26 protein-coding genes and 4 tRNA genes are annotated in these 25,306 nt (G+C 30.7%); 21 read left to right on the top strand and 9 right to left on the bottom strand.

Annotation, left to right across the window (positions count from 1 at the left end; genetic code table 11):
• Nucleotides 1-66: 66 nt before the first annotated feature.
• The 16 genes from CLCY_RS03615 (at nt 67) to CLCY_RS03540 (ending at nt 13,662) form a co-directional block, all read left to right on the top strand.
• Nucleotides 67-143 (top strand) — tRNA-His (locus CLCY_RS03615).
• 5 nt (nt 144-148) lie between these two features.
• Nucleotides 149-223 (top strand) — tRNA-Gln (locus tag CLCY_RS03610).
• A 4-nt stretch (nt 224-227) separates the two neighbouring features.
• Nucleotides 228-303 (top strand) — tRNA-Lys (locus tag CLCY_RS03605).
• A 30-nt stretch (nt 304-333) separates the two neighbouring features.
• Nucleotides 334-409, top strand: a tRNA-Lys gene (locus CLCY_RS03600).
• Nucleotides 410-566: 157 nt separating this feature from the next.
• Nucleotides 567-1,364, top strand: coding sequence for a hypothetical protein (locus CLCY_RS03595; protein ID WP_048569777.1), 798 nt, complete (start codon nt 567-569; stop codon nt 1,362-1,364).
• A 104-nt stretch (nt 1,365-1,468) separates the two neighbouring features.
• Complete coding sequence (locus CLCY_RS03590; protein ID WP_048569776.1) at nt 1,469-2,320, top strand: hypothetical protein; 852 nt, start codon at nt 1,469-1,471, stop codon at nt 2,318-2,320.
• Between the two features lie 46 nt (nt 2,321-2,366).
• Nucleotides 2,367-3,167: a sugar phosphate isomerase/epimerase family protein gene (locus CLCY_RS03585; RefSeq protein WP_048569775.1), complete on the top strand. Its 801-nt coding sequence runs from the start codon at nt 2,367-2,369 to the stop codon at nt 3,165-3,167.
• Nucleotides 3,154-4,002 (top strand): ComEC/Rec2 family competence protein, encoded by an 849-nt coding sequence (locus CLCY_RS03580; protein WP_048569774.1) that lies wholly within the window; start codon nt 3,154-3,156, stop codon nt 4,000-4,002. The genes CLCY_RS03585 and CLCY_RS03580 overlap by 14 nt, the downstream gene beginning before the upstream one ends.
• A gap of 89 nt (nt 4,003-4,091) precedes the next feature.
• The gene (locus tag CLCY_RS03575) at nt 4,092-4,424 is read left to right on the top strand and encodes a hypothetical protein (protein ID WP_048569773.1); all 333 of its coding nucleotides are present in this window, start codon (nt 4,092-4,094) and stop codon (nt 4,422-4,424) included.
• A 120-nt stretch (nt 4,425-4,544) separates the two neighbouring features.
• Complete coding sequence (tig, locus tag CLCY_RS03570) at nt 4,545-5,834, top strand: trigger factor (protein WP_048569772.1); 1,290 nt, start codon at nt 4,545-4,547, stop codon at nt 5,832-5,834.
• A 47-nt stretch (nt 5,835-5,881) separates the two neighbouring features.
• Entirely contained in the window at nt 5,882-6,466 is a 585-nt protein-coding gene (gene clpP, locus CLCY_RS03565) for an ATP-dependent Clp endopeptidase proteolytic subunit ClpP (protein WP_048569771.1), read from the top strand.
• Between the two features lie 20 nt (nt 6,467-6,486).
• Nucleotides 6,487-7,794, top strand: a complete 1,308-nt coding sequence (gene clpX, locus CLCY_RS03560; RefSeq protein ID WP_048569770.1) for an ATP-dependent Clp protease ATP-binding subunit ClpX — start codon at nt 6,487-6,489, stop codon at nt 7,792-7,794.
• Nucleotides 7,795-7,946: 152 nt separating this feature from the next.
• A complete protein-coding gene (lonB, locus tag CLCY_RS03555) occupies nt 7,947-9,620 on the top strand; it encodes an ATP-dependent protease LonB (protein WP_048569769.1) in 1,674 nt (557 codons plus the stop codon).
• 167 nt (nt 9,621-9,787) lie between these two features.
• Nucleotides 9,788-12,250: an endopeptidase La gene (gene lon / locus CLCY_RS03550; RefSeq protein ID WP_082141696.1), complete on the top strand. Its 2,463-nt coding sequence runs from the start codon at nt 9,788-9,790 to the stop codon at nt 12,248-12,250.
• Nucleotides 12,240-12,830, top strand: a complete 591-nt coding sequence (gene yihA, locus CLCY_RS03545; protein WP_048569768.1) for a ribosome biogenesis GTP-binding protein YihA/YsxC — start codon at nt 12,240-12,242, stop codon at nt 12,828-12,830. The genes lon and yihA overlap by 11 nt, the downstream gene beginning before the upstream one ends.
• Before the next feature lie 52 nt (nt 12,831-12,882).
• Nucleotides 12,883-13,662: a CPBP family intramembrane glutamic endopeptidase gene (locus CLCY_RS03540; protein WP_048569767.1), complete on the top strand. Its 780-nt coding sequence runs from the start codon at nt 12,883-12,885 to the stop codon at nt 13,660-13,662.
• A gap of 55 nt (nt 13,663-13,717) precedes the next feature.
• Here the strand turns inward: CLCY_RS03540 and CLCY_RS03535 are convergent, their stop codons facing one another.
• From CLCY_RS03535 to CLCY_RS03515, 6 genes are all read right to left on the bottom strand, one after another.
• Nucleotides 13,718-14,185, bottom strand: a complete 468-nt coding sequence (locus CLCY_RS03535; protein WP_048569766.1) for a hypothetical protein — start codon at nt 14,183-14,185, stop codon at nt 13,718-13,720.
• 17 nt (nt 14,186-14,202) lie between these two features.
• The gene (locus tag CLCY_RS13590) at nt 14,203-14,475 is read right to left on the bottom strand and encodes a hypothetical protein (RefSeq protein ID WP_152668086.1); all 273 of its coding nucleotides are present in this window, start codon (nt 14,473-14,475) and stop codon (nt 14,203-14,205) included.
• A 133-nt stretch (nt 14,476-14,608) separates the two neighbouring features.
• A complete protein-coding gene (locus tag CLCY_RS03530; RefSeq protein ID WP_048569765.1) occupies nt 14,609-15,247 on the bottom strand; it encodes a hypothetical protein in 639 nt (212 codons plus the stop codon).
• A 111-nt stretch (nt 15,248-15,358) separates the two neighbouring features.
• Nucleotides 15,359-15,616, bottom strand: a complete 258-nt coding sequence (locus CLCY_RS13835) for a hypothetical protein (RefSeq protein WP_048569764.1) — start codon at nt 15,614-15,616, stop codon at nt 15,359-15,361.
• Between the two features lie 82 nt (nt 15,617-15,698).
• On the bottom strand, nt 15,699-16,109 hold the full coding sequence (locus CLCY_RS13440; RefSeq protein ID WP_048569763.1) for a DUF3309 family protein: 411 nt from the start codon (nt 16,107-16,109) through the stop codon (nt 15,699-15,701).
• A 403-nt stretch (nt 16,110-16,512) separates the two neighbouring features.
• Nucleotides 16,513-17,316, bottom strand: coding sequence for a polysaccharide deacetylase family protein (locus tag CLCY_RS03515; RefSeq protein WP_048569762.1), 804 nt, complete (start codon nt 17,314-17,316; stop codon nt 16,513-16,515).
• A 175-nt stretch (nt 17,317-17,491) separates the two neighbouring features.
• Between CLCY_RS03515 and CLCY_RS03510 the strand changes: the two genes are divergently transcribed.
• The 4 genes from CLCY_RS03510 (at nt 17,492) to CLCY_RS03495 (ending at nt 21,546) form a co-directional block, all read left to right on the top strand.
• Nucleotides 17,492-18,058 (top strand): TetR/AcrR family transcriptional regulator, encoded by a 567-nt coding sequence (locus CLCY_RS03510; RefSeq protein ID WP_048569761.1) that lies wholly within the window; start codon nt 17,492-17,494, stop codon nt 18,056-18,058.
• A 316-nt stretch (nt 18,059-18,374) separates the two neighbouring features.
• Nucleotides 18,375-19,982 carry a sensor histidine kinase gene (locus tag CLCY_RS03505; protein WP_048569760.1) on the top strand — a complete coding sequence of 536 codons (1,608 nt, stop codon included), beginning with the start codon at nt 18,375-18,377 and terminating at the stop codon, nt 19,980-19,982.
• Between the two features lie 139 nt (nt 19,983-20,121).
• Nucleotides 20,122-20,964 (top strand): fumarate hydratase, encoded by an 843-nt coding sequence (locus CLCY_RS03500; protein ID WP_048569759.1) that lies wholly within the window; start codon nt 20,122-20,124, stop codon nt 20,962-20,964.
• Nucleotides 20,965-20,973: 9 nt separating this feature from the next.
• A complete protein-coding gene (locus CLCY_RS03495) occupies nt 20,974-21,546 on the top strand; it encodes a Fe-S-containing hydro-lyase (protein ID WP_048569758.1) in 573 nt (190 codons plus the stop codon).
• 50 nt (nt 21,547-21,596) lie between these two features.
• Here CLCY_RS03495 and CLCY_RS03490 read toward each other — a convergent pair whose 3' ends face one another.
• The 3 genes from CLCY_RS03490 to CLCY_RS03480 all read right to left on the bottom strand — a co-directional run bounded on the left by CLCY_RS03490 (nt 21,597) and on the right by CLCY_RS03480 (nt 23,787).
• A complete protein-coding gene (locus CLCY_RS03490) occupies nt 21,597-22,337 on the bottom strand; it encodes a DUF3298 and DUF4163 domain-containing protein (protein ID WP_048569757.1) in 741 nt (246 codons plus the stop codon).
• A gap of 86 nt (nt 22,338-22,423) precedes the next feature.
• Entirely contained in the window at nt 22,424-22,753 is a 330-nt protein-coding gene (locus CLCY_RS03485) for a winged helix-turn-helix domain-containing protein (RefSeq protein ID WP_048569756.1), read from the bottom strand.
• A gap of 137 nt (nt 22,754-22,890) precedes the next feature.
• Nucleotides 22,891-23,787, bottom strand: coding sequence for a hypothetical protein (locus CLCY_RS03480; RefSeq protein ID WP_048569755.1), 897 nt, complete (start codon nt 23,785-23,787; stop codon nt 22,891-22,893).
• A 229-nt stretch (nt 23,788-24,016) separates the two neighbouring features.
• On the opposite strand from CLCY_RS03480, the gene CLCY_RS03475 reads away from it, so the two are divergent.
• Nucleotides 24,017-25,078, top strand: a complete 1,062-nt coding sequence (locus CLCY_RS03475; RefSeq protein ID WP_048569754.1) for an HD-GYP domain-containing protein — start codon at nt 24,017-24,019, stop codon at nt 25,076-25,078.
• Nucleotides 25,079-25,306: the final 228 nt, after the last annotated feature.

The raw sequence follows: 25,306 nt of genomic DNA, 5'->3' as shown, positions 1-25,306 counted from the left end.
CAACGGCCTTCTAAGCCGTGTGCCAGGAGTTCGAATCTCTTAAGGCGCACCATTTAACTTAACATGGTGGGTATAGCGCAGTTGGTTAGCGTGCCAGATTGTGGCTCTGGAGGCCGTGGGTTCGAATCCCATTATCCACCCCATTTATTGGGCTATCGCCAAGCGGTAAGGCACGGGACTTTGACTCCCGCACGCGTAGGTTCAAATCCTACTAGCCCAGCCATTTTGAGCCACTAGCTCAGTCGGTAGAGCACATGACTTTTAATCATGGTGTCCAGGGTTCGATTCCCTGGTGGCTCACCAGTTATGGTGAAATAATAAACATGATAATATGGACCATTAGCTCAGTTGGTAGAGCACCTGACTCTTAATCAGGGTGTCCTGGGTTCGAGCCCCCGATGGTCCACCAGTAAGTCATCTAATCATAGATGACTTTTTTATTTTTATAAATATTTATTTATTTAATTGATAACTAAAGATGAATTTGGGAAAAATACTTAACATAAATCTTTTTTTATGGACAAATATTAGTTATAATAAAGATACTAAGGTTAGGAGGGAAACAAATGTCAAAGCCAAGTATATTTAGTAGCGATTATGAGCAGAAGATGAAGCGAAGAAAACTTAATATTATATTATTTCTACTACTTCTAGTATGTATAGCCTTCTTTGGAGGAAGATATTATTTAAAGAAGAATAACATAAATGTCTTTCCTGATTTTACTAGTAAAAAACAGGAATCTATTAAGGATAGTTCTAAATCTACAGAAAACTCAAAACCAGATCAAAGCCAGAAAGAAGCTAGTCCCTCACCTAGTGTACTTGAATATTCATATACTTTAAAGAATAGTAAGCCTATAAAACTAGAATATATAGTAAATGGTGAAAATAAAGAATTTAAGGGTTTGAAAAATGAGAACCTAGATTCAGTTGAATTTTCTGTTTCTCCTAATAAGAAGTATATAGTATTTGTTGATAAAACAGATCAATCTTTAATACTTGCTGATAATGAAGGTGATTTTACAGATATAACTAAGGAAAATGTGGTATTTAGTAGTGGAAAGAAATTAAGTAGAAAAATTCTTAAGAATAATAAGGATTACATATGGAATGCGAAGCCTCAGTTCACTACAGATGGAAATATAGTTTATATTTCAGATATGCCAAACACTAAATCAGGGGGAACGCTAACTCTTTGGATTACAAGACCGAAAAAAGATGCTAAGCATACTAAGATAACAAAGGTTACAGGTAAGATACCTGAAATTAACTTTGAAGGTTATGACAAAGAGGGACGTTTGAAGCTTAAAACAAGTGAAGGGTATATTTATATATCTAAAGACGGATATACAGCTATGAAATAAAAAGTTTAAAAGAGAGCCTATGGCTCTTTTTTTTGTGCGTTCATTTATATTAAATACTTCAGAAGGTGCATATAGATATAATAGAAATATATCGGAGGACATTAATGAAAAATGCTAGTGAAGTTACAAGCCATGCGGTTTTAAGTAGATATGAGGGTGTTAATAAAGACAAAAATAACATGGTAATGTCTACAATAGTTGCAAATTTTCAAGTTAAATTTGGATTAAAAACCAAAGGTATAGACATAATAAACAATATAATAAAAAATATATCTGAAGATACTTTATGCAATGTTGAAAGAAACATACTTTTATGGAATATCTGTATCCTTATAGATGAGTATACTGAGCTTAGAGAATATGAATATGTTAAGGAACTTATTGATAAGGCTAAAAGGAACTACTCTAGGGATGTTATTTTAGGTGATACATTAGAATCATTTCATATATCCTGGTTAGATCAGATTTTATTAAAGGAAGCCAAACTTTATATATTAAAGGGAGATAAGGTTAAAGGTGAAGATATATGTAGAGAAGTAATCGAGAATAGAAAAGGTATTATGGAATCTGCTTTAGCTATTGGTGAAAGTATAAACCTAGATAGGTGTAATTCATTAAGCTACAGATACCTTTCTAAAATATATAAAGAAGATGATTATAAATGCGCTAGGGAGTATATGAAAAAAGCATTATATTACAAAACATATAATAAGGATATTTATAATCTATATAACAGTAAGTCGGAGGAGATACTAGATTTAAAGGGAATTAAAAGTAGCTATTCTTTTCTAGTGAAATGCTATTTTGAAGAAAAAAATCCATCCTATGATAATATAGAATATTCATACTGCATAAGTTGTATATATAATAATAGTAAAATATGCTCAAAGAGAAATATTAAAATAACCGATAAGAAATCATGTAGCTTATATGAAGCTTTTAAATATATATTATGATATAATTAAAAAAACATTTATAGTTGGTAGGAGGACATAAGTAGTAATGAGGATAGGAGTATCAACTGCCTCTTTCTATCCAAGGGTAAATACAGAAGATACCTTAGATATAATGAGAGACTTAGGATTTAACCTGTGTGAGGCTTTTTTAGAAACAGAAAGTGAATCGTCAGAAGATTATGCATTTGTTCTAAGTGAAAGGGCTAAAGCACTAGGCGTTGAGATTTATTCTGTTCATGCATTTTCTTCAGTATTTGAACCATTTTTATATGATGCCTATGATAGACGTAGAAAGGAAATGGAAGATAAGTTTACTAAAGTGTGCAGAGCGGCTTCAGTTCTAGGAGCTAAATACTATACATTTCATGGAATGAAAAACATGCCAGGAAAGAAAATAAATATTTCTAAAGTTTCACGTCAAATGGACTATCTTTGTGAGATTGCAGAGGGATATGGAGTTAAAGTCTCCATTGAAAATGTTGCAAGGTGCAAAGGAAGTAATATAGATTTCTTAAAGGACCTTAAACAACATATGATTAAAAATTTATATTATACATTAGACTTAAAACAAGCAAGATTAAGTGGAGTAGATCCCTATGAATATCTTAAAGTGTATGGGGATAACATTAGTACTGTACACATTAATGATGCAAGTGAAACATCGCCTTGTCTTCTTCCAGGTGAGGGAAATGCAAACTTAAAGGAAATTATACAAAAGATTCACAGTATCAATAAAAACATCCCCTATATAATTGAGGTTTATGGTGATAATTATGAGAGTTTTAACCAAATAGGAAGGGCAAGAGAACACTTAGAATCACTGGAGGTTTTAAATGTCAAGAATTAAAAGTATAATAGGGATACTTTTATTATCAGTATTAATTTTTGTTGGTTGCGCACAGAAGGAGAGTATATCTACTTCTCCTCAGTTAGAAGTAAGTGTTATAGATGTAGGTCAAGGAGATGCAATATTCATAAAAACTCCAGATAGAAAAAATATATTAATAGACACAGGGTCTAAGGATGAAAAAGACAAATTATATAGTTTCTTAAGTTCTAAGGATATTAAGAACATTGATATATTAGTAGGAACACATCCACATGAGGACCATATAGGAAATATGCCATCTGTTATAAAGGATTTTACTATTGGAAAGGTTTATATGCCAAAGGTTACACATACATCAAAAACATTTAAGGACACAATGTCATCTATAAGAGAAAAAAGCCTAAAGATAACATCTCCAAAGTCATCAGAGATTTTAAATTTAGGCGATGTAAAGATTGAATTTATAGCTCCTAATTCAAAGAGTTATAAGGATCTAAATAATTATAGTATTGTTGTTAAACTAACCTATGGAAGAAATAGTTTCATGCTTATGGGAGATGCAGAGAAGTATTCTGAAAAAGAAATTATATCAAAGGGATACCAATTAAAATCAGATGTAATAAAACTTGGTCATCATGGAAGTTTTAGTTCAAGTTCTAAAAAGTTTATAGAGAAAGTAAATCCTAAATATGCTGTAGTATCATGTAGTAAAAACAATGAGTATGGTCATCCCCATAGGGAAACAATTAAACTTTTAGAAAACTTGAATATATCTTTAATAAAAACCTATGAGTCCGGTACAGTTACATTTATATCAGATGGGAAAAATATAAACGTAAATACAAAAAAATAATAATAAAATTGTTTTAAAAAAGGAAGAATAAGGTTATAATTTCAAAAGAAGGGTATTTATTAACTTACTTATTGAAGGGAGAATGGAAATTGAAGGTTTGCTACGATAGAGAAAAGGATATAGTTAGCATATATTTTGAGGAAAATGTTAAAAATGAAGATAATACTTTTATAAAAAAACAGGAAAATACTTCTACTTCATCGAATTTATATGATAGCGAGAAAGCAGCAAATCTTATTTTAGATACTGTTGATATAGTTTCAAATAGTTCTATAGTAGGATTTAGAGTGTTTAATGCTTCTAAGTATTATGATAGGGAGTTACTTAACGTAGCTGATGAAGAAAATTTAAGTGATGCAGAAGCATCATTAAGACCGTCGGAAAAAGTCATAGCAACTGTAACTAGAGAGGGTATTGTATAGGTCCAAATACTTGAATATGAGGACTCACTGTGATATCATTACAATGTTATACTATACGTATGTACCGATAGAACTACGTTAATACAAAACTATTATAAGGCTAATTTAGGAGGAAGAAACATGAGCGTAAAAGTTGAAAAGCTAGAAAAAAACGCTGTTAAGCTAGAAATAACAGTATCAGCAGAAAAATTTAATGAGGCATTAAATAAGTCATATAAAAAGAATGCAAAGAAGTTTAATATACCTGGATTTAGAAAGGGTAAAGCACCAATGAATGTAATTATCCAATATTATGGAGAAGGTGTACTTTATGATGATGCTATAAACTTTGCATGTGAAGCATCATACCCTGCTGCTATAGAAGAAAACAAAATTGAACCAGTTGACTATCCAGAAATAGATGTAGTTAGCATAGGAAAAGGTGAAGACCTTGTTTATACAGCTACTGTAACTGTTAAGCCAGAAGTTAAGCTTGGAGATTACAAAGGCGTAGAAGTTAATAAAGTTGAATATAAGGTTACAGAAGAAGACGTTGAAGCTGAAGTTAACTCAATGAGAGAAAAAGCTGCAAGAATGGTATCAAAGGAAGATGGAGAAGTTAATGAAGGTGATATAGCTGTAATTGACTTTGAAGGATTCGTTGATGATACAGCTTTTGAAGGTGGAAAGGGAGAAAACTTTGAACTAACAATTGGTTCAGGTACTTTTATTCCAGGATTTGAAGACCAACTAAAGGGAACAAAGGCTGGAGAATCAAAGGATGTTAATGTAACATTCCCAGAAGACTATAGAGTAGAAGAACTTGCAGGAAAGCCAGCTTTATTCAAGGTTACTGTTAACGAAATAAAGGTTAAAGAAGTACCAGAACTTGACGATGAATTTGTAAAGGATGTTTCAGAATTTGATACAGTTGATGAATTAAAGGCTGACATCAAGAAGAAACTAGAAGAAGCTAATGAAGAAAAAGCTAAAAGAGAATTCGAGGATGCAGTAATCAAGAAGATTACAGATGCTTCAGAAGTTGAAGTTCCAGATGTTATGATAGAAAGAGAAGTAGACTTTATGGTTAAGGATCTTGATATGAAACTTAAGTATCAAGGACTAGACATCAATAAGTATATGGAACTTCTAGGAATGACAATGGATAAGCTAAGAAGTGACTTTAGAGAAGTTTCAGCTAATAGAGTTAAGACTAACCTAGTAGTTACAGCAATAGCTAAGGCTGAAAACCTTGAAGTAACAGAAGAAGAATTATTAAATAGGGCTGAAGAAATAGCTAAGAGATATGGTGAAAAAGATCTAGAAAAAATGAGAGATATAATTCTTACTGCTGAAAGAGAAAGCATAAAAGAAGAAATTTCAAATAATAAAGTTGTAGACCTAATTGTTGAAAATAGTAAGGCTATATAACTTAGTATTTTAATTGGTTTATAATTTTATCTTAAGGAGGGATATTTATGAGTTTAGTTCCTATGGTAGTGGAGCAAACAAGTAGAGGAGAAAGATCATACGATATTTATTCAAGACTATTAAAGGATAGAATAATTATGCTAGGAGAAGACGTTAACCCTATAACATCTAAGTTAGTAGTGGCGCAGCTTCTATTCCTAGAGGCTGAAGATCCTGATAAGGACATCTACCTTTATATAAATAGCCCTGGTGGTTCAATAACTGATGGTATGGCTATATATGATACTATGAATTATATAAAGCCAGATGTATCAACGATTTGCATAGGTATGGCAGCATCTATGGGTGCTTTCTTACTTGCAGCAGGAGCTAAGGGAAAGAGATTTGCTCTTCCTAACTCAGAGATAATGATACACCAACCACTTGGTGGAGCTCAAGGGCAAGCAACTGATATTGCTATACATGCAGAAAGAATTATTAAGATAAAGAAACATTTAAACCAAATTCTAAGCGAAAGAACAGGTCAGCCCCTTGAAAAACTAGAAAAAGATGTTGAAAGGGATTACTTTATGGAAGCAGCTGAAGCTAAAGAGTATGGACTAATTGATGAAGTAATCACAAAAAAAAAGTAAGTGAATAAAGGGGTGTGAAGATGCCAAAACTAGATGATAAAAAGCAACTTAAATGTTCCTTTTGTGGAAAAGGACAGGAACAGGTAAAAAGACTTATAGCAGGTCCTGGGGTTTATATTTGTGATGAATGTATAGAGCTTTGCTCAGAAATTATAACAGAGGAGCTTGAAGTAGATCACGATATGGATTTTACTGAGCTTCCAAAACCTCAACAAATTAGAGAATTTTTAGATCAATATGTTATAGGTCAAAAAGATGCTAAAAAATCTTTAGCTGTTGCTGTTTATAACCACTATAAGAGAATTAATTCCCCGAAGGCAAAAGGTGATGATGTAGAGCTTCAAAAGAGTAACATCTTACTTTTAGGACCAACTGGATCAGGGAAAACACTTCTTGCTCAAACACTTGCAAGACTTCTTAATGTTCCATTTGCAATTGCAGATGCAACAACTCTTACAGAAGCAGGATATGTAGGTGAAGATGTTGAGAATATTCTTTTAAAGCTTATTCAAAATGCAGATTATGACGTTGAGAGAGCTGAAAGAGGAATTATATATATAGATGAAATTGATAAGATTGCAAGAAAATCAGATAATCCATCTATAACAAGAGATGTATCAGGAGAAGGAGTTCAACAAGCATTACTTAAGATACTTGAAGGAACAACAGCTTCTGTTCCACCTCAAGGTGGAAGAAAGCATCCACACCAAGAATTTATACAAATAGATACAAGTAATATTCTATTTATTTGTGGTGGAGCATTTGATGGAGTAGAAAAGATTATCGAGAAGAGAACACAAAAAGGAACTATGGGCTTTGGCGCTGATATAAAGGGAAAAGAAGATAAGGATATCGGAGAACTTCTTAGAACTGTAGTGCCAGAAGATCTTTTAAAGTTTGGTATGATTCCAGAATTTATAGGTAGACTTCCTATAGTTGTAACTTTAAACTCACTAGATGTTGAATCATTAGTAAAGATTCTTACAGAACCTAAAAATGCACTTGTTAAGCAGTACAAGAAGCTACTTGATATGGACGGTGTTGAACTTGAATTTGAAGATGAAGCACTTGATCTTATAGCTAAAGAAGCACTGCAAAGAAAAACAGGAGCAAGAGGACTTAGGGCTATTCTAGAAGACATAATGATTGATGTTATGTATGATATTCCTTCAAGGGAAGATGTAGAAAAATGCCGTATAACTAAGGACACTGTTGAGAACAATGCTCTTCCGGAACTAGTAATTGGTGAATCAAAGAAAATATCTAAGAAGGCACCAGTTAAAAAAGTTACAAAAAGAGCTGAAGATGATAATGAAATAGTATCATAAAAGAAGAAGCATTTGCTTCTTCTTTTTTTCTTTTTTGAAACTATTCGGTAAATAGTTCCACATATATTAGAATCATATAAAAGCTACATTATAATGTATAAAAAGAGTTACTATGGATAAAATAAAAATAACTTGAAGGGAGGCGTATATTAATGGATGGCTATAAATTTTTGCTATTTGCTAATATTTTATTTACTGCTATAGTTTTCTTCTATTTTTATAATAAGGTAGTAGATCAAAAGGGTGATAAATCCTATGTTACAAGAGAAAGTGAAAAGGAAATGGAAAAGCTTAGGAAAATGAGAGAGATGAGTCTTACAGAACCTTTAGCTGAAAAGACTAGACCTTCTAGTATTGAAGATATAGTAGGACAAGAAAGAGGTCTTAAGTCTCTAAGAGCTGCAATTTGTGGTCCTAATCCTCAACATGTTATAATCTATGGACCTCCTGGGGTAGGTAAAACCGCTGCAGCAAGGGTTATTTTAGAAGAGGCAAAGGGCAATCCTATTTCTCCATTTAGAGAAGAATCAAAGTTTATAGAGATAGATGCAACAACTATCAGATTTGATGATAGGGGAATTGCAGACCCTCTTATAGGGTCAGTACATGATCCTATTTATCAAGGTGCAGGGGCTATGGGTCAAGCAGGAGTACCCCAGCCAAAGCTTGGGGCAGTTACAAAGGCTAATGGTGGAGTACTTTTTCTAGATGAAATAGGAGAATTACATCCTATGCAGATTAACAAGCTCCTTAAGGTACTTGAGGATAGAAAAGTGTTTCTTGAAAGTGCATATTATAGTTCAGAAGATCCTAAGATTCCACAGCATGTAAAGGATATTTTTGAAAATGGCTTACCAGCTGACTTTAGGCTTATAGGTGCTACAACAAGAACTCCAGAAGAAATTCCACCGGCTATTAGGTCAAGGTGTGTTGAGATATTTTTTAGGCCTTTAAGCCCAGATGAAATTAAATCTATTGCTGAAAACGCATCTAATAAAGGCGGTTTTAAAATCGAAAAAGAATCTATAGATAAAATAAGTAGATACGCTACAAATGGACGTGAAACAGTTAATATTGTTCAAATAGCAGGTGGTATTGCTGTAAATGAGAATAGAGATACTATTACAGAGGAAGATATAGAATGGGTAATTGAAAGTGGACAGTATAACCCAAGACCTGAAAGAAAAATCGAATCAAGACCTCAGGTTGGATATGTTAACGGACTTGCAGTATATGGCCCGAATATGGGTACTGTACTTGAGGTTGAAGCAATAGTTACAGAAGCTAAGTTCGAAAAGGGAGCGTTAACAATTACGGGAATAGTAGAAGAAGAAGAAACAGGATCACAATATAGAAAAGTAAAAAGAAAAAGTACATCAAGAGCATCAGTTGAAAATGTTTTAACGGTATCTAGAAAATACCTTGGAATAGATACTAATAAGTATGATATACATATTAATTTCCCAGGAGGAATTCCTGTAGATGGTCCTTCTGCTGGTATAACAATAGCAACTGCTATTTATAGTGCAATTAGAAAAGTTCCAGTAAACAATGAGGTTGCTATGACAGGTGAAGTTTCTATTAGAGGATATGTTAAACCTGTTGGAGGAATAGCTGCAAAAATAGAGGCAGCTAAAAAAGCAGGTGCTAAAAAGGTATTGATTCCGAGGGATAATTATCAAGAGACATTTAAAAACTATGATATTGAAGTAATACCTGTTGAAAAGGTTGAAGAGGTTATAAAGCATTCTATAATAGATGCATCTTTAAGTAATACAACGGATCAAAAAGAAGAAAAGATATTAAGTGCAGAGAGTTTTAATTAAAAATAAATATATCTTTTTAGTACTAAGTATAAAATTTATACTTAGTACTTTTTTTTTTATTATGAAGTTATGTTAAAATATACAAAGTTGAAACCCTCTAATATTATAGGGTATAATAGTAAGAGTTATCTAAATTTCCGTTCTCTGAATAAATAGGAGTTGAAAATATGAGCGAAAGAAAAGATGAAAAAATACAAGATATTGATATAAAGGATTTAGAAAACCTTCTTAAAGAAGGTAATAAAGAGAAGATTTCTGAGTTTTTAGAAGAAAAGTATTCTAAAAAATTAGATATATATAAAGACTATAAAAGAGAAGTAGCAACACTAATACCTATAAGAGGAATGGTAGTGTTTCCAGGTAATACAGTTCATTTTGATGTTGGACGAGAAAAGTCACTTGCAGCATTAGAAAGTGCAATGAAAAATGATAAACTTATTTTCTTAGTTTCACAGTTTAACCCAGCAATAGAGGAGCCTACTAAAGATGACTTAGAATTATCCGGAACAGTTTCTAGGGTAAAGCAGGTTTTAAAACTTCAAAATGGAGTAGTTAGAGTTTTAGTAGAAGGGATCTATAAGGGAGAATTAGACCAGTTTTTAAGAATTGAACCTTATTATGAAGCTTTAATTGCTATTCCAGAGGAAAAATATGATGACTTAGATGAAGTTAAGGCAATAGCAAGGGTACTAAGAAAGCTTTTTGTAAGATATGTTAAAGATGTAAAGGTTCCAGTTGATGATGTGTCATCTATAAGACTTATAAGTTTTGAAGATATACAAAAGTACACATACTTAGTTGCATCAAAGCTTATAACATTACCACATATGCAATCATCTATTCTTAACAAAAAGTCTTTAAAGGAGAGAATAGAGTTGCTTATAGAGCTCCTTGAAGATGAGTTAAAGATAATTAAACTTGAAAAAAGTATTGCTAAGAAAACAAATGAAAAAATGGAAAAGCACCAAAAAGAGTATTATCTTAAGCAACAAATAAGAGTGATACAGGAAGAACTTGGTGACAAAGAAGATATAATTACAGAGATCGAGAAATATAGAGATAAAATAAAGGAACTTAAGTTACCAAATCATGTAGCAGATAAATTAAATTCTGAAATTAAAAAACTTGAAAAGGTTGATAGTTTATCAGGTGAAGGTGCGAATATAAGGACCTATATAGACACAGTTTTTAAAGTTCCATGGAAGAAGTCATCTAAAGACAATTATAATTTAGAAAAGGTTAAGGATATACTTGAAAAGAGTCATTATGGATTAGAAGATGTTAAAGAAAGAATACTTGAATATGTAGCAGTTAGAAAATTAAACAACGGACTAAAGGGGCCTATAATTTGTTTAGTTGGACCTCCAGGGGTTGGTAAAACTTCTATTGCTAGTTCAATAGCAGCTTCTATGAATAGAAAGTTCGTTAGGATGTCTTTAGGCGGAGTTAAAGATGAAGCTGAAATAAGAGGGCATAGAAGAACATATGTAGGTGCTATTCCAGGTAGGGTTATTTCTAGTATGCTAGATGTAGGGGTAGTAAACCCTGTATTCTTACTAGATGAAATAGATAAAATGGGTTCTGATTATAAAGGAGATCCTGCCAGCGCTATGCTTGAAGTACTAGATCCTGAGCAAAATAAGACATTTAAGGATCATTATCTAGAGTTAGAGTATGACTTATCTAAGGTATTTTTTATAACTACAGCTAATACTCTTGATACTATACCTAGACCATTACGTGATAGAATGGAAATAATTGAGGTGTCAGGATATACAGACATTGAAAAAAAGGCTATTGCTAGAGAATATTTAGTAAGTAAGCAGGCTCAGGAACATGGAATCAAGAAAGATGCATTAAAGATAACAGATGATGCACTTAAGTTAATAGTTTCAGACTACACTAGAGAGTCTGGGGTTAGAAATCTGCAAAGGCAAATAGCAAAAGTATGTAGAAAAACTGCTGTAAAATTTGCAGAGGATGAAAACCTTAAGATAATTATAGAAGGTAAAGACGTTGTAGATTATTTAGGGCCTTCAATATTTAAGTATAAGGAAGGTGGTCTAAAAGATAAAGTTGGAGTTGTTATGGGACTTGCATGGACTCAGTATGGAGGTGATACACTTCCAGTTGAGGTTGCAATTATGAAGGGAACAGGAAAGCTTGAACTTACAGGAAAACTAGGAGATGTTATGAAGGAGTCTGCTAAAATAGCATATAGCTATGTAAGAGCAAATTCAGATAAGTATGGAATAGATGAAGAGTTTTATAAAAAGTATGATATTCATATTCATGCTCCAGAAGGCGCTGTGCCTAAAGATGGGCCATCAGCGGGTGTAACAATGGTGACAGCAATTGTTTCAGCACTATCAAAAAATCCTGTTAGAGGAGATATAGCCATGACAGGTGAAGTTACATTAACAGGAAATGTACTAGCTATCGGAGGGGTAAAAGAAAAATCCCTATCTGCATATAGAGCTGGAATAAAGACAATAATATTACCAGAAGAGAATAGAAAAGATATAGACAAAGTACCAGAATATATAAGACAAGATATAAACTTTGTATTTGCAGAGAAAGTAGATGTAGTATTAAATACTGCACTTAGAGGTGAATTAAATGATAATTAAAAAATCAGATATTTATGCAACAGCAGTATCTCCTTCACAGTATCCAGAAACAGGACTTCCAGAGGTAGCATTTGCAGGAAGATCAAATGTAGGTAAATCATCACTTATAAACTCATTAGTTAATAGAAAATCACTAGCAAGAACTAGTTCAACTCCTGGGAAAACAAGAGTTATAAACTTTTTTGGAGTTAACGATGCTCTATATCTAGTGGATCTTCCAGGTTACGGATATGCAAAGGTTGCTAAGGATGAGAAGGCCAAGTGGGGAGGTATGATTGAAGCATACCTAAATAGCAGAGAACAATTAAAGTTGGTTATACTTTTAGTTGATGTTAGACATGAACCAACAAAGGATGATAAGTTAATGTTCGATTGGATGAAGGCAACAGGATCACAAATGGTTGTAGTTGCTACTAAGGCGGATAAGTTAACTAGAAATCACAGAAATAAAAGCCTAGTACAAATTAGAAAGTCTCTACAAATGTCAAGTAGTGATATATTACTACACTTTTCATCTCAGACTAAGGAAGGTAGAGATGAATTATGGGAAGTTATTAAAGATTACAGCAATATAGAGTAAAAGATAGGAGTCAATTGACTCCTATCTTTATATGGACTTAAAGGGGAGTTTTATGGTTAAAGAAATGCTAATTATCCATTATTTAAAAAATATATTACTTATATTACTAATAAGTATACCTCCATGGACAGCATTAGTTTCAAATATGAAAAAGAAAAAAAGTAAGAAACAAAAAAGATTTTTAGTTATAGCTTTTGCTATATATATGGTTATTACTATTTTTACAGATAATATTTTCCCAACATTAATTTCGATTATCTATTTGTTATATGTATATAAAAATAGGAACAAAAGTGAAGAGGCATACTACCTAAGACCATTGGCTAAAAAGGATTTTACTTTTAAGCACAGTAATAGAGCAATTACAATTACTGTGGCTAAAGAGAGACTATTTATAATTATTAAGTCTCTAATATTTAAAGTATTAGTAACAGCAATAAGTTTTTGGTTTTTAGTGCTTTTACCTATTTTAGGATTTAAGGTTGAGGAGCAAGAGGTAGTAGGCAAGTTTCTAAATGCATCATTTGGGGAATCTATATATTTAATGGTTCTGATGGTTATTACTGCACCAATACTTGAAGAATTCATATTTAGACATCTCTTCTATAGGATACTAAAAAAGAGAATGTGGAAAGTAATGTCGGCTATATTAACTAGCTTGCTTTTTACTCTTTTACATTATAATATTGCAGGAGTAGTCATGTTCTTCTCTGTTGGAATTTATAATTGTTATCTATATGAAAAGCATGGTTATAGGGCAGCGGTTATTAATCATATGATATTTAATTTTACTTCATTAATTGCTTTATTATATATGAAAACATTTGCATAGACATTAATTATATAAAGTAAGGCTACTTGCAGAAAAACTACAAGTAGCCTTATTATTATTTCTTTTCTTGGGAATTAAGATTGTTTAGTATCTTTTCTACCATAGATATTTTATCAGCTGGCATAAATGATTTAAGTGAATTTAAGATATCAAATGCTTGGTTCATAGGTACTCCTTGATTACCACCTTGATTTTGCTGATTTGTATTCATTTGGGATAACATACCAACAAGCTGGTTTACATCAATATTATTTAACATTCCCATTAATGTGTTTAAATCTGCCTGAGGTTGAGGATTTTGGTTGAAGTTTTGTCCTTGCATATTTGGATTAAAGTTTGGATTATAGTTTGGGTTGTAATTTGGATTATAGTTCATATTTTGTATGTTTGGGTTATAGTTTTGGTTTTGCATGTTTGGATAGTAGCCGTATGGTATGTTCTGGTTTTGATTTGGGTAGTTATCTCTATCATGGTCTCTATCTCTATCTCTGTCTTTATCCCTATCTCTTTTTTTCTTTGACATAAGTCTCCTCCTTTAAATTACTCTTCACAGCATGGAGTGCAATTACTACTACATAAAAGCAATATTATTAATAGTAGAACTAGGATATTATCATATGAGCCTGAATTATAAGAAGGTGAGCATGAGTTTGAATATTGGTTATAAGATCCAAATGTATCATAACTATATTGAGCAGGATTGCAATATTCTCTGTCATCTCTTCTTTTATGCTTTTTACTTCTATGACATTTTTTTTTATATTTATCACAACAGTTATTCAGTATATTGTCGCATTCATAGTAACGGCTCATTAAAATCACCTCATTTAATTTCTAAAAAGAAACTATAGTACTATAATATTCATTTGAGATAAATGTGTTACAAAAGTTTAGATAAATAGTAAAGATTAATAAGCCATGCAGATAACTCTACATAGCCTACTAATTAACGTCTTCCCATAAACCTAGAAAGCATCTGCATCATTGGATTTCTACCACCCATGCCGCCCATAGCCCTCATTAGATTTGGTAGTTGTCCAAGACCCCCCATACCTCCTCCACCTCCGAGCATTGATAGAATATTTGGCATACCACCCATCATATTGCCCATCATACCAAGAGGAAATTGTGAATTTCTCTGTGGACCCATATGAGGAGGGAAGTTAGGCCTTTGGGGATATGGATTTTGGTACATTTGGTTTTGGTATTGTCCTCCATTTCCCATAAGCATAGACATAAGGGAATTTAAATTAGGAGGGTTTTGATTTTGGTACATTCCTTGAGGGTTTTGTTGAGACATCTGACTTTGAAGGCTTGATAAAAGTGATTGCAAATCTATATTATTAGGGGAATAATTTGTATTTTGGCCTTTGGGTTGATTATAGTTATTGTAGCTATTATTGTTATATGTTGATTCGGAAGATGTTTCTATATCTTCATCAGGTATTTCTATTATAACGTCTGGTTTACTTTTCACGTTGCTTCCTTGATTCTGTAGAGAATTTAATAGGGAGGCAAGTTGATTAGGATCTATTTGAGATAAAAGATTATTTAACATATTTGGATCAAATTGATTTTGAGCCATTTTTACACCTACCTTTCGTTATTATGTAGAAAGGGGGAGTAAAACCTCCCCCAAAAGACTTAGAAATTTTATCAAAAGTTAAGGTAAGGCTTATTTTTAGATTAGGATAAATTAGTATCCAAATCCACTTCCGCAGCCACATAGTAATAGGATAATGATGATTATCCAGATACCACTGAATCCATCGTCGCATCCATCATGTCTACCGCCGATTCCATTAAAGCCGTCACAGCATAAAAGTAAAATTATTATGATTATCCAAATGCCTCCAAAGCCACAATTTCCATAACCTCTATCGTATTGTGCTGGAGATACATAAGGACTAGGAACAGGATACCCGTGACCAAAATTTGAGTTACAGCATGACATAAAAACTCCTCCTTTATAATATAATTTAAAAATTATACAAATTCACAATTATTAAAATGTAGGGGGGATAACCCCCTATAAATTAATATCCGAACCCGTTACCACAGAAGCAAAGAATTAGGATTATAATGATTATGATACTTCCGCAAGATGAATCACCGAATCCACAGTCATCATCATGTCCTCCATGGCTTCCACCAAATCCATTTCCACAGCAAAGAAGTAGTATGATTATGATTATGATGATACCGCTACCACAGCCTTCATCATATCCACCGTGTCCGCCATATCCGCCAACATGTGAAGGATATTGGTTAAAGTTAGCTCCTGCTACCGCTGAAGCAGGAACATTGTCGTAAACCATTTGTGGAACAGATACCATGTTATAAGCAGTTGTTGGTACAGCCATAGTTCCACAGCACATTCTAGGAGTTGGGCACCCGCATGATTCTAGTTTGTGAGAATGAGATTTACAGCAACATTTCTTTGACATAAAATTACCCCCTTTAAAGATGTTTAAATTTAAATTTTAAAGACCACTAGGGTCAGTTTACAATCCTATAAGGATTGTAAATATATTTATAATAGTTAATCTTAAGGCAAGTAGTCTATAGACTAACTATTAAAAGCTAATTAATGATTACAATAGGTGTATTAGTTACAATATTTGCATTTACATTTGCAACAATTACATTTATTTTTATCTAAGTTTTTTAATCTAATAACAATTTATGACAAAGTATGGTGTTTGGTTACAAAAATATTTAAGTGTATTTTTAAAAGTTAAAATATGATATTTAAAGCCGAAAAATAAAAAACCCTAAAATAGCGCTTATATATGAGGGGAATTAATAAGCATTATAATTAGGGTTTTTATTATTAAAATAAAAGACATACTATTTGCAGTAAAAGTAATATTCAGGGGTATTGGAGGATAAAGTTTTAAAACTATATCCTTGAGATTTATAGTGTTTTATTAGTTTAGGAAGTGCCTCAGCAGTTGTTTTGTTATTAGGTCTGCTGTGTAGTAAAATAATTATATCCCTTCCTTTAGTTCCATAAGAAAGTGCATTTTTTACTAGTTTATCAGGTGAAGTTTTAGGATACATACCATCATCTACTGATGAATGCCAATCATATATTTTGTAGTTATTTAGGTGAAGCTTATTAAGTAGGCTAGGTGTCATACGTTTGAATGTTCCACCTGGAAACCTTAAAATTGAAGTTGTTTTTCCTGTGATTGATTTAATAAGTTTATCACTTTTTTTCATTTCATTAATGAAGGCATCATCAGATTTATAAACCTCAGATAAATTATGTGTATATGAATGAAGTCCTATAGTATGACCATCACTAACAATTCTTTTAAATGTTTTTTTATAATAATCAACATTTTTTCCTATGACAAAAAAAGTTGCTTTTACATTTTCACTTTTTAGCGTATCTAAAATTTTAGGTGTAATTTTAGGATCAGGTCCATCATCAAATGTTAAGTAAACATATCTTGTTTTAGATGAATTTACAAGCTTAGGAGAGTCTATATCATCGGTTTCCCTATCTTCATCTAATGTAGTAGAAATTGAAGGTAAAAATTTTGTGCTCGCATTAATATTTGTAATTGAGGAAATAATAAGTATTATAATAAATAACAGTATTAGTATAATCTTATGAAGTAATGTTTTTATCAAGGGATATCTCATATAAATTCTCCTTTCATATAGCATTTTGATTTATATAATTAGCATTTCCAAAATTCGATTATTTAAAAGTATTTATTTTAACTACATTAAGTGTTAAAATATTTATACTGAATAGTTTGACTGTTTTAACAATATTTTGTAAATATACATAATGGTTTTTAGAGGTGGATATTATATGAATAAAACAAAAAAGGTTATTTTTGATGCAGCTATTAAATCTTTTTCAAAAAAGGGATATCATAAATCAACAATGGATGAAATTGCTGAAGCAGCAGGAGTAGCTAAGGGAACACTTTATTATCATTTTAAAAGTAAAGAAGATATCTTTAAGTTTATTATTGATGAAGGTATAAAAATGATAAAAGAAGAGCTATACGATAAGACAAAGCATTTAGATGATCCAACAGATAAACTTAGAAAAGTTTGTGAAGTACAATTAAAATTGGTTATAACCTATTTACCATTTTTTAAAACTGTACTAAGTCAGATGTGGGGAGATGAAGATAGACAAACTCATTTAAGAGAAGTCTTGAAAAAATACTTTGTATTACTTGAAGGATATTTATTAGAAGCCGCTGATGAAAGTTTTATAAACAAAAATAACATAGAAATTATTGCATTTAATTTTTTTGGAGTAATGACTTCTACTGTGGTGTATAACATTACACATAAGGATATAGATATAGAAGAAGTGTTAGATAATTTAGTTGAATTTTTAATGAGGGGCATTGGTAAAAAGTAGTCTATTTAGTCTACTTTTTATTTTTTTACTTTAACAATGATAATTTGTAATAATTTAAAATTTAAGAAGAGTAGTATTATTAGTTTTAAGTAGACAAAACTGAACATTATTTTATTTATCTTTGTAAAAGTCTATGTAAATAAAAAAGTATTTTATAGGAGTACTTAGAATATTATGTGTTTTAAAAAGGTTTAAATATTAAGTGAATATAAAATTTTAGAAGTTTAATGCAATTCTATAGTAAAATAAAGGAAAGTATAATATTTTATAGAATTACATGTATTAATAGTAAAAATTTTCTAGGGAGGTTGTGAAGGTGCAAAGCTGTGAGTATCTAAGTAACTATAGTAAGAAAATCGAAATTACACCTCTGTTTGTATGTTCAGTTGATATAAAAGGCAATATATATTCATCACTAGGAGAAGCTGAAGAAATATTTAGACAAGACTCAGAAATAAGTATTGATTCAAATAGATTAATATTAAAAACTAATAATATAAATAAATTTTCAGAAGTTGCTTATAAAAGATTATTTGAATGTATAGATAATATTATCAAAACTAATATGATATCAGAAGAAACTGTATATGTTTATGTGGGAAACTTTACTGGGACATGGTATCAGGTTGATATAAAAAAAGACCCTATTAATGAAGATAGGGTAACTTTAATATGGTTTTATTCTTCATATCTTGAGAACTCAAATGAAAATACATTAGATGAACTTAAAATATATAAGCATCTATCTGAATTTTTGCCATATAGCATGTGCATATATGTTAACAATAAAATAAGATTTATTAATTATAGTGCAATTAAGTTTTTAGGTGGAGAGTGCTGGAGTGAGTTCATTGGAAGAAGATTTAGTGAATTTATATCTGCAGAATCAACATTTAATATAGAAGAGATAGTTAATGGAATTAACTCTAGAAACATACCTAATATTGTATATAGAGAAAAAATAAGAACCTTAGATTTAAGTGAATATGATGTTGATATGTATATCTCTCCTATTGTATTTAATGGTGAAAAGGGAGTACTACTTGCATTTAGAGATATGGAAGTTAGGAAAGAAGTTAAAGAACTTGAGGAATTAATAAATACTAAAAATAAAGAGCTTGATAAAACCATAAAAAGTGAAAAAATGAAAACAGAGTTTTTTACTGATGTTTCTCATGAATTAAGAACTCCTCTTAATGTAATACTTGGGGCACTCCAATTATTATCCTTCCAAATGGATAAAGGGAATATTAATGATGAAAACGGAAAATTAAATGAATATTTAACAATAGTCAGGTTTAATGCACTAAGATTATTAAGGCTTGTTAATAATATTATAGATATAACAAAAATAGATTCTGGGTTTAAAGATATCCAATTGAAAAAATGCAATATAGTATCCTTTGTAGAGGAAATAACTAACTCAGTGATTCCTTATATGGAAAATAAAGACATAAACTTAACCTTTGATACCAATGATGAAGAAATACATATTTTAATGGATCCAAGTAAAATGGAAAGGGTAATCCTAAATATTCTATCCAATGCGATTAAATTTACCCACGAAGGTGGAGAAGTATTTGTTAATATTAACTCAGGGGAAAATGTTAATATTTCAATTAAAGATAGTGGAATAGGTATGAGTGAAGATAAGATAAATGTAATATTTGAGAGATTTAGGCAAGTTAGTAATGGTTATGTTAGAGAAAATGAAGGTAGTGGAATAGGATTATCACTAGCTAAGTCAATTATAGAACAACATGGTGGAAACATAAAAGTACATAGTGAAATTAATGTTGGAAGTGAATTTATTATAACTCTACCAAAAAATAAGTTAAGTGATAATATTGAGGAATTTAATTTAAATGAATATCAAATTGGAGCAGTAGACTTAGAACTTTCAGATATATGTTACCAAAAATAAATATACATAACTATAAACCTACAATATTATAAAGTGATATAATATTATAGGTTTATGTTTGTAATTAGGGTAAAACAGTTTTTGAAAAAATAATATTTATTTTAATTTAATGAAATATATAATTTATTAGGAGGATAGCATGAGAGAGATACATATAGATGAGATAATATCAAAAGTTAAAAAACTTTGTATAGATGCTAATTATAATATATCACCTGATATAAAAAATGCATTTCAAAGTTTTAAAAATAAAGAAACAAGTGTGCTTGGAAAAGATATTTTAGACATACTTATTGAAAATAGTGATATAGCGTCTAATGAACAAATGCCTATGTGTCAAGATACGGGTATGGCCATAGTTTTTGTAGAATTAGGTCAAGATATTCATATAGTAGGTGGATTATTAGAGGATGCAATTAATGAAGGTGTAAGACAGGGATATAGTGAAGGCTATCTTAGAAAGTCAGTAGTAGGTGATCCAATAGAGAGAAAAAATACAGGTGATAACACGCCTGCTATTATTCATTATTCTATAGTTAGTGGAGATAAGATAAAGATAACCGTTGCGCCTAAAGGGTTTGGAAGTGAGAATATGAGTCAAATAAAAATGCTTAAACCTTCAGAGGGTATAAATGGTGTTAAGGAGTTTATAGCAAATGTTGTAAAAGAAGCAGGGCCTAATCCATGTCCACCAATAGTAGTAGGAGTAGGGATAGGAGGTAGCTTTGAAAAAGCAGCACTTCTTTCAAAAAAAGCACTTTTAAGACCAATAGATGAAAGTAATAATATAGAGTTTTATAAAGAACTAGAGAGTGAAATGCTACAAAAGATTAATAGACTTGGTATAGGTCCACAAGGATTTGGGGGATATACTACAGCACTTGGAGTTAATATAGAAGTTTATCCAACACATATTGCAGGTCTTCCAGTAGCTGTTAATATTAGCTGTCATGCAACAAGACATAGTAGTATTATTATATAGGGGGAAAAAATGAGTATTAAGGTTACTACTCCTTTAACAGGAGATAAAATAGAAAGCTTAAAAGCAGGTGATAGTATCCTTTTGACAGGATATATTTATACAGGGAGAGATGCAGCTCACAAAAGGATGCTTGAATCTCTTGATAAGGGGGAGAGTCTTCCAATTGATATTACAGATGAAACTATATACTATGTAGGTCCTTCTCCTGCTAAAGAAGGTCAGGTTATAGGGTCAGCAGGTCCTACTACAAGCTATAGAATGGATTCTTATACTCCAAAATTATTAGACCTTGGACTTAAGGGGATGATAGGAAAGGGTATAAGAAACGATGAAGTTATAGAGTATATGAAAAAAAATTGTGCAGTATATCTTGGAGCTATAGGAGGAGCAGCAGCACTTACATCAAAGTGTGTGAAGTCATCAGAAATAGTGGCATATGAAGATTTAGGTCCAGAGGCTATTAGAAGATTATATGTTGAGAATCTTCCAGTTATTGTCGTAATAGATTGTAAGGGTAGAAATTTTTACGAAATAGGACAGAATGAGTATATAAAACAAGATATTTCCGAGGAAATAGAATAAAACTGCAATAATATATATAAATAATCTGGAAGGTTAACCTTCCAGATTATTTATTTTGTAAGACTATATTTAGAATTAAGCTCAGATGAGAAGGTGTATAAAGGAATTGAAAATTCTCTTATACCAGATGAGTAAGGTGCAAGTTCATATAAATCATAATATATAACTAAATTATCATCTGTAATATAAAAGTTTTGAGTATCTTGAAGTTTATCAACAGTTGCTATAGCATCGTCAAAATAAATATCAGGATTCTCTTCTATAGAAGATTTTATAACTTCCTTTATAGTATTTTTATAGTTAGATCCTTCTATAAAAATATCCTTTAGAGTTAATTTTTCACCTGTTTCAAGATCAAAGTTATAGGGCTCTTGAATGGTATTTCCATGGGCACCGCCTGTATATGTGTAAAAAGTAACAGGGATGCTTAATATTTTGGAATTATTATAAGTAACCTTATAGGTTTCAAATGCTTCATATGGGATAAAGTTAAACTTGTCTTTTTTGCTTTCCTCATATGCTTCTTTTGCTGTATTTTCAACTTGGTTTTTAAAGCTAATAATATCCCCTTCAAGAATAGTATTAATTCTTCTTTCTACATCAAGATTGTCTTTATAACTAAGCATAGGAATCTTAATATTAACATTGATATAGTCATTACCATATCGCATTTCTTTAAAGGAAATTTTAGGTGGTGATGATAAGGTATTAGCATTAGCTGTATTTAACACTGAAATACATAAAAATAGTGTTAAAAAAGTATAAATAAAAAAACTAGGATATCTTTTCATATTAATCCACCTTTCATGAAAATACTTAATATTAGTATTTACTAAAAGATAAAATGAAATCCTAGTTTTTTAGAATTAAATTTCAATTATAAATCAAAGTGTTCTTTATAGCATTTATCTATATACTCTTCACAATCTTTTGTAAAATTAGAGTAGCTATTCATAAGTTTTTTTGCCTCTGGAGTTAAAGTTGAACTGCCACCGTTAACTCCTCCAATTTTCTTAATAAGAAGCTTAGTTTCTAGTTTTTTCTCTATTGATTTAATTAAACTATGGGCCTTATTATATGACATACCGATATTTTTAGCAGCCTCAGATAGAGAACCACATTTTTCTACTTCTGTAAGAAGAATAAAAGGACCTTTTCCAAAAACCTTACCATCATTATCTAGCCATAATTTATACATTGCTTTCATAATTAATGTCCTCCTTATTGCTTTCTAAATATATAATACCAAAATATATAAGCATGTGGGAGAGGTTGATGATAGATATAATAAATAAAAGAAGCTTAGAATATATAACTTATTATATACTCTAAGCTTATAAGATATTATTCTTCTGATTCAGAGTTGTTTTTCATAGTACTTATATTTTCAGATTCCTTTGAAAAATCACTAGTTTCAAGTAGTGTATCTGTTTTAGATGAAGTATCTTTGCTTACGTTATCAATCTTAGAATTATTATATAATTTAATGATATATATATTTAATATTATAACAAGAATATAAGAGATAATTTGTATTATTATATCAAGAATAGATGTTGTTATTGTATAATCATAGCTATCTATAGCGATTAAATATGGATAGTATACTAGGGATATTATGATTATAATCAAAGCATAAAAACCAAGGATTTTAAAGAACTTATTTAGACCAAGCTTAAATCCAATAGAGAATCCTCTATCAAGTGATAAATCGTCATTAATTATTACACAGGTAATAGGGGAAAGTGTTACTGTAAAAAATATTATTAGTGCTACTATTAATACCCCAAATATTATCGGTAAAAAATATGATGATGTTCCCAGGGCCTCACCAGCTACGACTAAACTAAATGTAGCAAATGCGAAAAACCCAACTAATGCTGTAATTGAAAACTGAATTGCAGATAGTCCAAGAATTCTCCAAAAGTACTTAAAAGATTTCTTTAGTGAGTCAAGTAGAGTATAGTTTTCATTTTTTACAGCAAATACAGACATATGAACAGTCCAACATTGTATTATGATACCTAATATAACTGATAATAAAATGAAAATTATTAGACCAATTATTAGACCATAAAAAAATGATATTGAATTATTCAGGTCTACTCCTGTAAAAGGGTCAAAGTCAGTTGTAGTTTTACCTATAATAAAATATGGAATTGAAAATAAAACTACATAAATAATAAATGGAACAATTAGTTTTAGATTTTTAAAAAATACTTTAAATGAACCAATAAACAATTTTAGCCACCTCCTATATATTACATATATATTATAGTACATCGATAAATATAATGTATTATTTCAGTTAAAATAATATGAAATTACATATAATATGTTAGAATATAACATATTGTAGTATGAATTATCAAAAAATACTATAATATTTTTGATTTATATTGTAAATTAAGGTAAAATTAGTATAGATATATTATTTATTATACTTTAATGAAGTTAAATGAGGTGCACAATGAGACTTGTTAGGTTATCTAGAGTAATCCCTGGAGAAGAACTTGCACAAAGTATTATAAGTAGCGAAGGTAATATTTTGTTAAACGCAGGGGTAAAACTAAATGAAAGGTTTATAAAAAGACTTGAGATAATGGGTCTGAATTATATATATGTAAAGGATAGTAATCTTGAGGATATAGAGCCTGAGGATTCAAAATTTGTACAATTAAAAGCAGAAGCGATAAAATCTATTTCTAATGTTTTTTCAAAGGTACAAAGCTCAAATAATTTTAAAGTGAAGGAAACGATAAATGTTGTTGAGGATATGGTAGATTACCTAACCTGCAATAGAGAAATTACATCAATCCATCTTACAGAACTAAAAACCTATGATAATTATACATTTATGCACTGTTTAAATTCTGCTGTTATAGGTCTTTATTTTGGTTTAGAAAAGGGATTTACAAAAAACATGCTTGTAGATTTAGGTATTGGAACAATCTTACACGATATAGGCAAGATGAGAATTCCTCATAATATATTGAATAAAGATGGTAAGTTAACAGATGAAGAATTCCAAGAGATGAAAAGACATCCTGAATATGGGTACGAAATTCTTCAAAAGGTTGATAGAATTAGTGAAAGAGCAAAAAGCATAGTACTTCAGCATCATGAGAGAATAGATGGTACTGGATATCCATATGCAGTAAAGGGAGATAAGATATCTGCCTACGCTAAAATAGCATGTATAAGTGATGTTTATGATGCATTAATTAGTGATAGAGTATATCGTAAGGGATTTCCTGCAAATGAAGCCTATGAAATTATAATGATGAATAGTGGTAAGTTGCTAGATGAAGAGCTTGTAAAAATATTTCAAAAAAACTTTTCAATGTATCCTTTAGGAATTGAGGTAATGCTAAATAATGGACTAAAAGGATTTGTTATTGGTCACAATAAGGGGTTTCCTGATAGACCTATAGTTAGATTGGTGACAAATGGATCAGGAGAAAAAATATCTCCTGTGGAAGTAGATCTGTTAAAATATTTAAATATATCAATTACTGATATAATTGCATAAAAAAAGCCTAGAATTATTACTAGGCATGGGGAATGAGAGAATATGGAGTTACTCTCAAAAAAAATTATCACTCATAATATACCATTTAAGTAAAAAAAAGTCAAATAATATTTAGAAAATTCAAACCATATTGAAGTTTAAGTAAAAATATATGGTATTATATTAAAAAGTTCTCTTAAGCAAGGAATCTTGTTAAGAGGGCTTTTTTAGTTTTACAAATATCTCAAT

Source organism: Clostridium cylindrosporum DSM 605 (assembly GCF_001047375.1).
Lineage (GTDB): Bacteria > Bacillota > Clostridia > Clostridiales > Caloramatoraceae > Clostridium_AB > Clostridium_AB cylindrosporum.
Note: the sequence above shows the minus strand (reverse complement) of the source record. Positions and strands in the feature narration are given on the sequence as shown.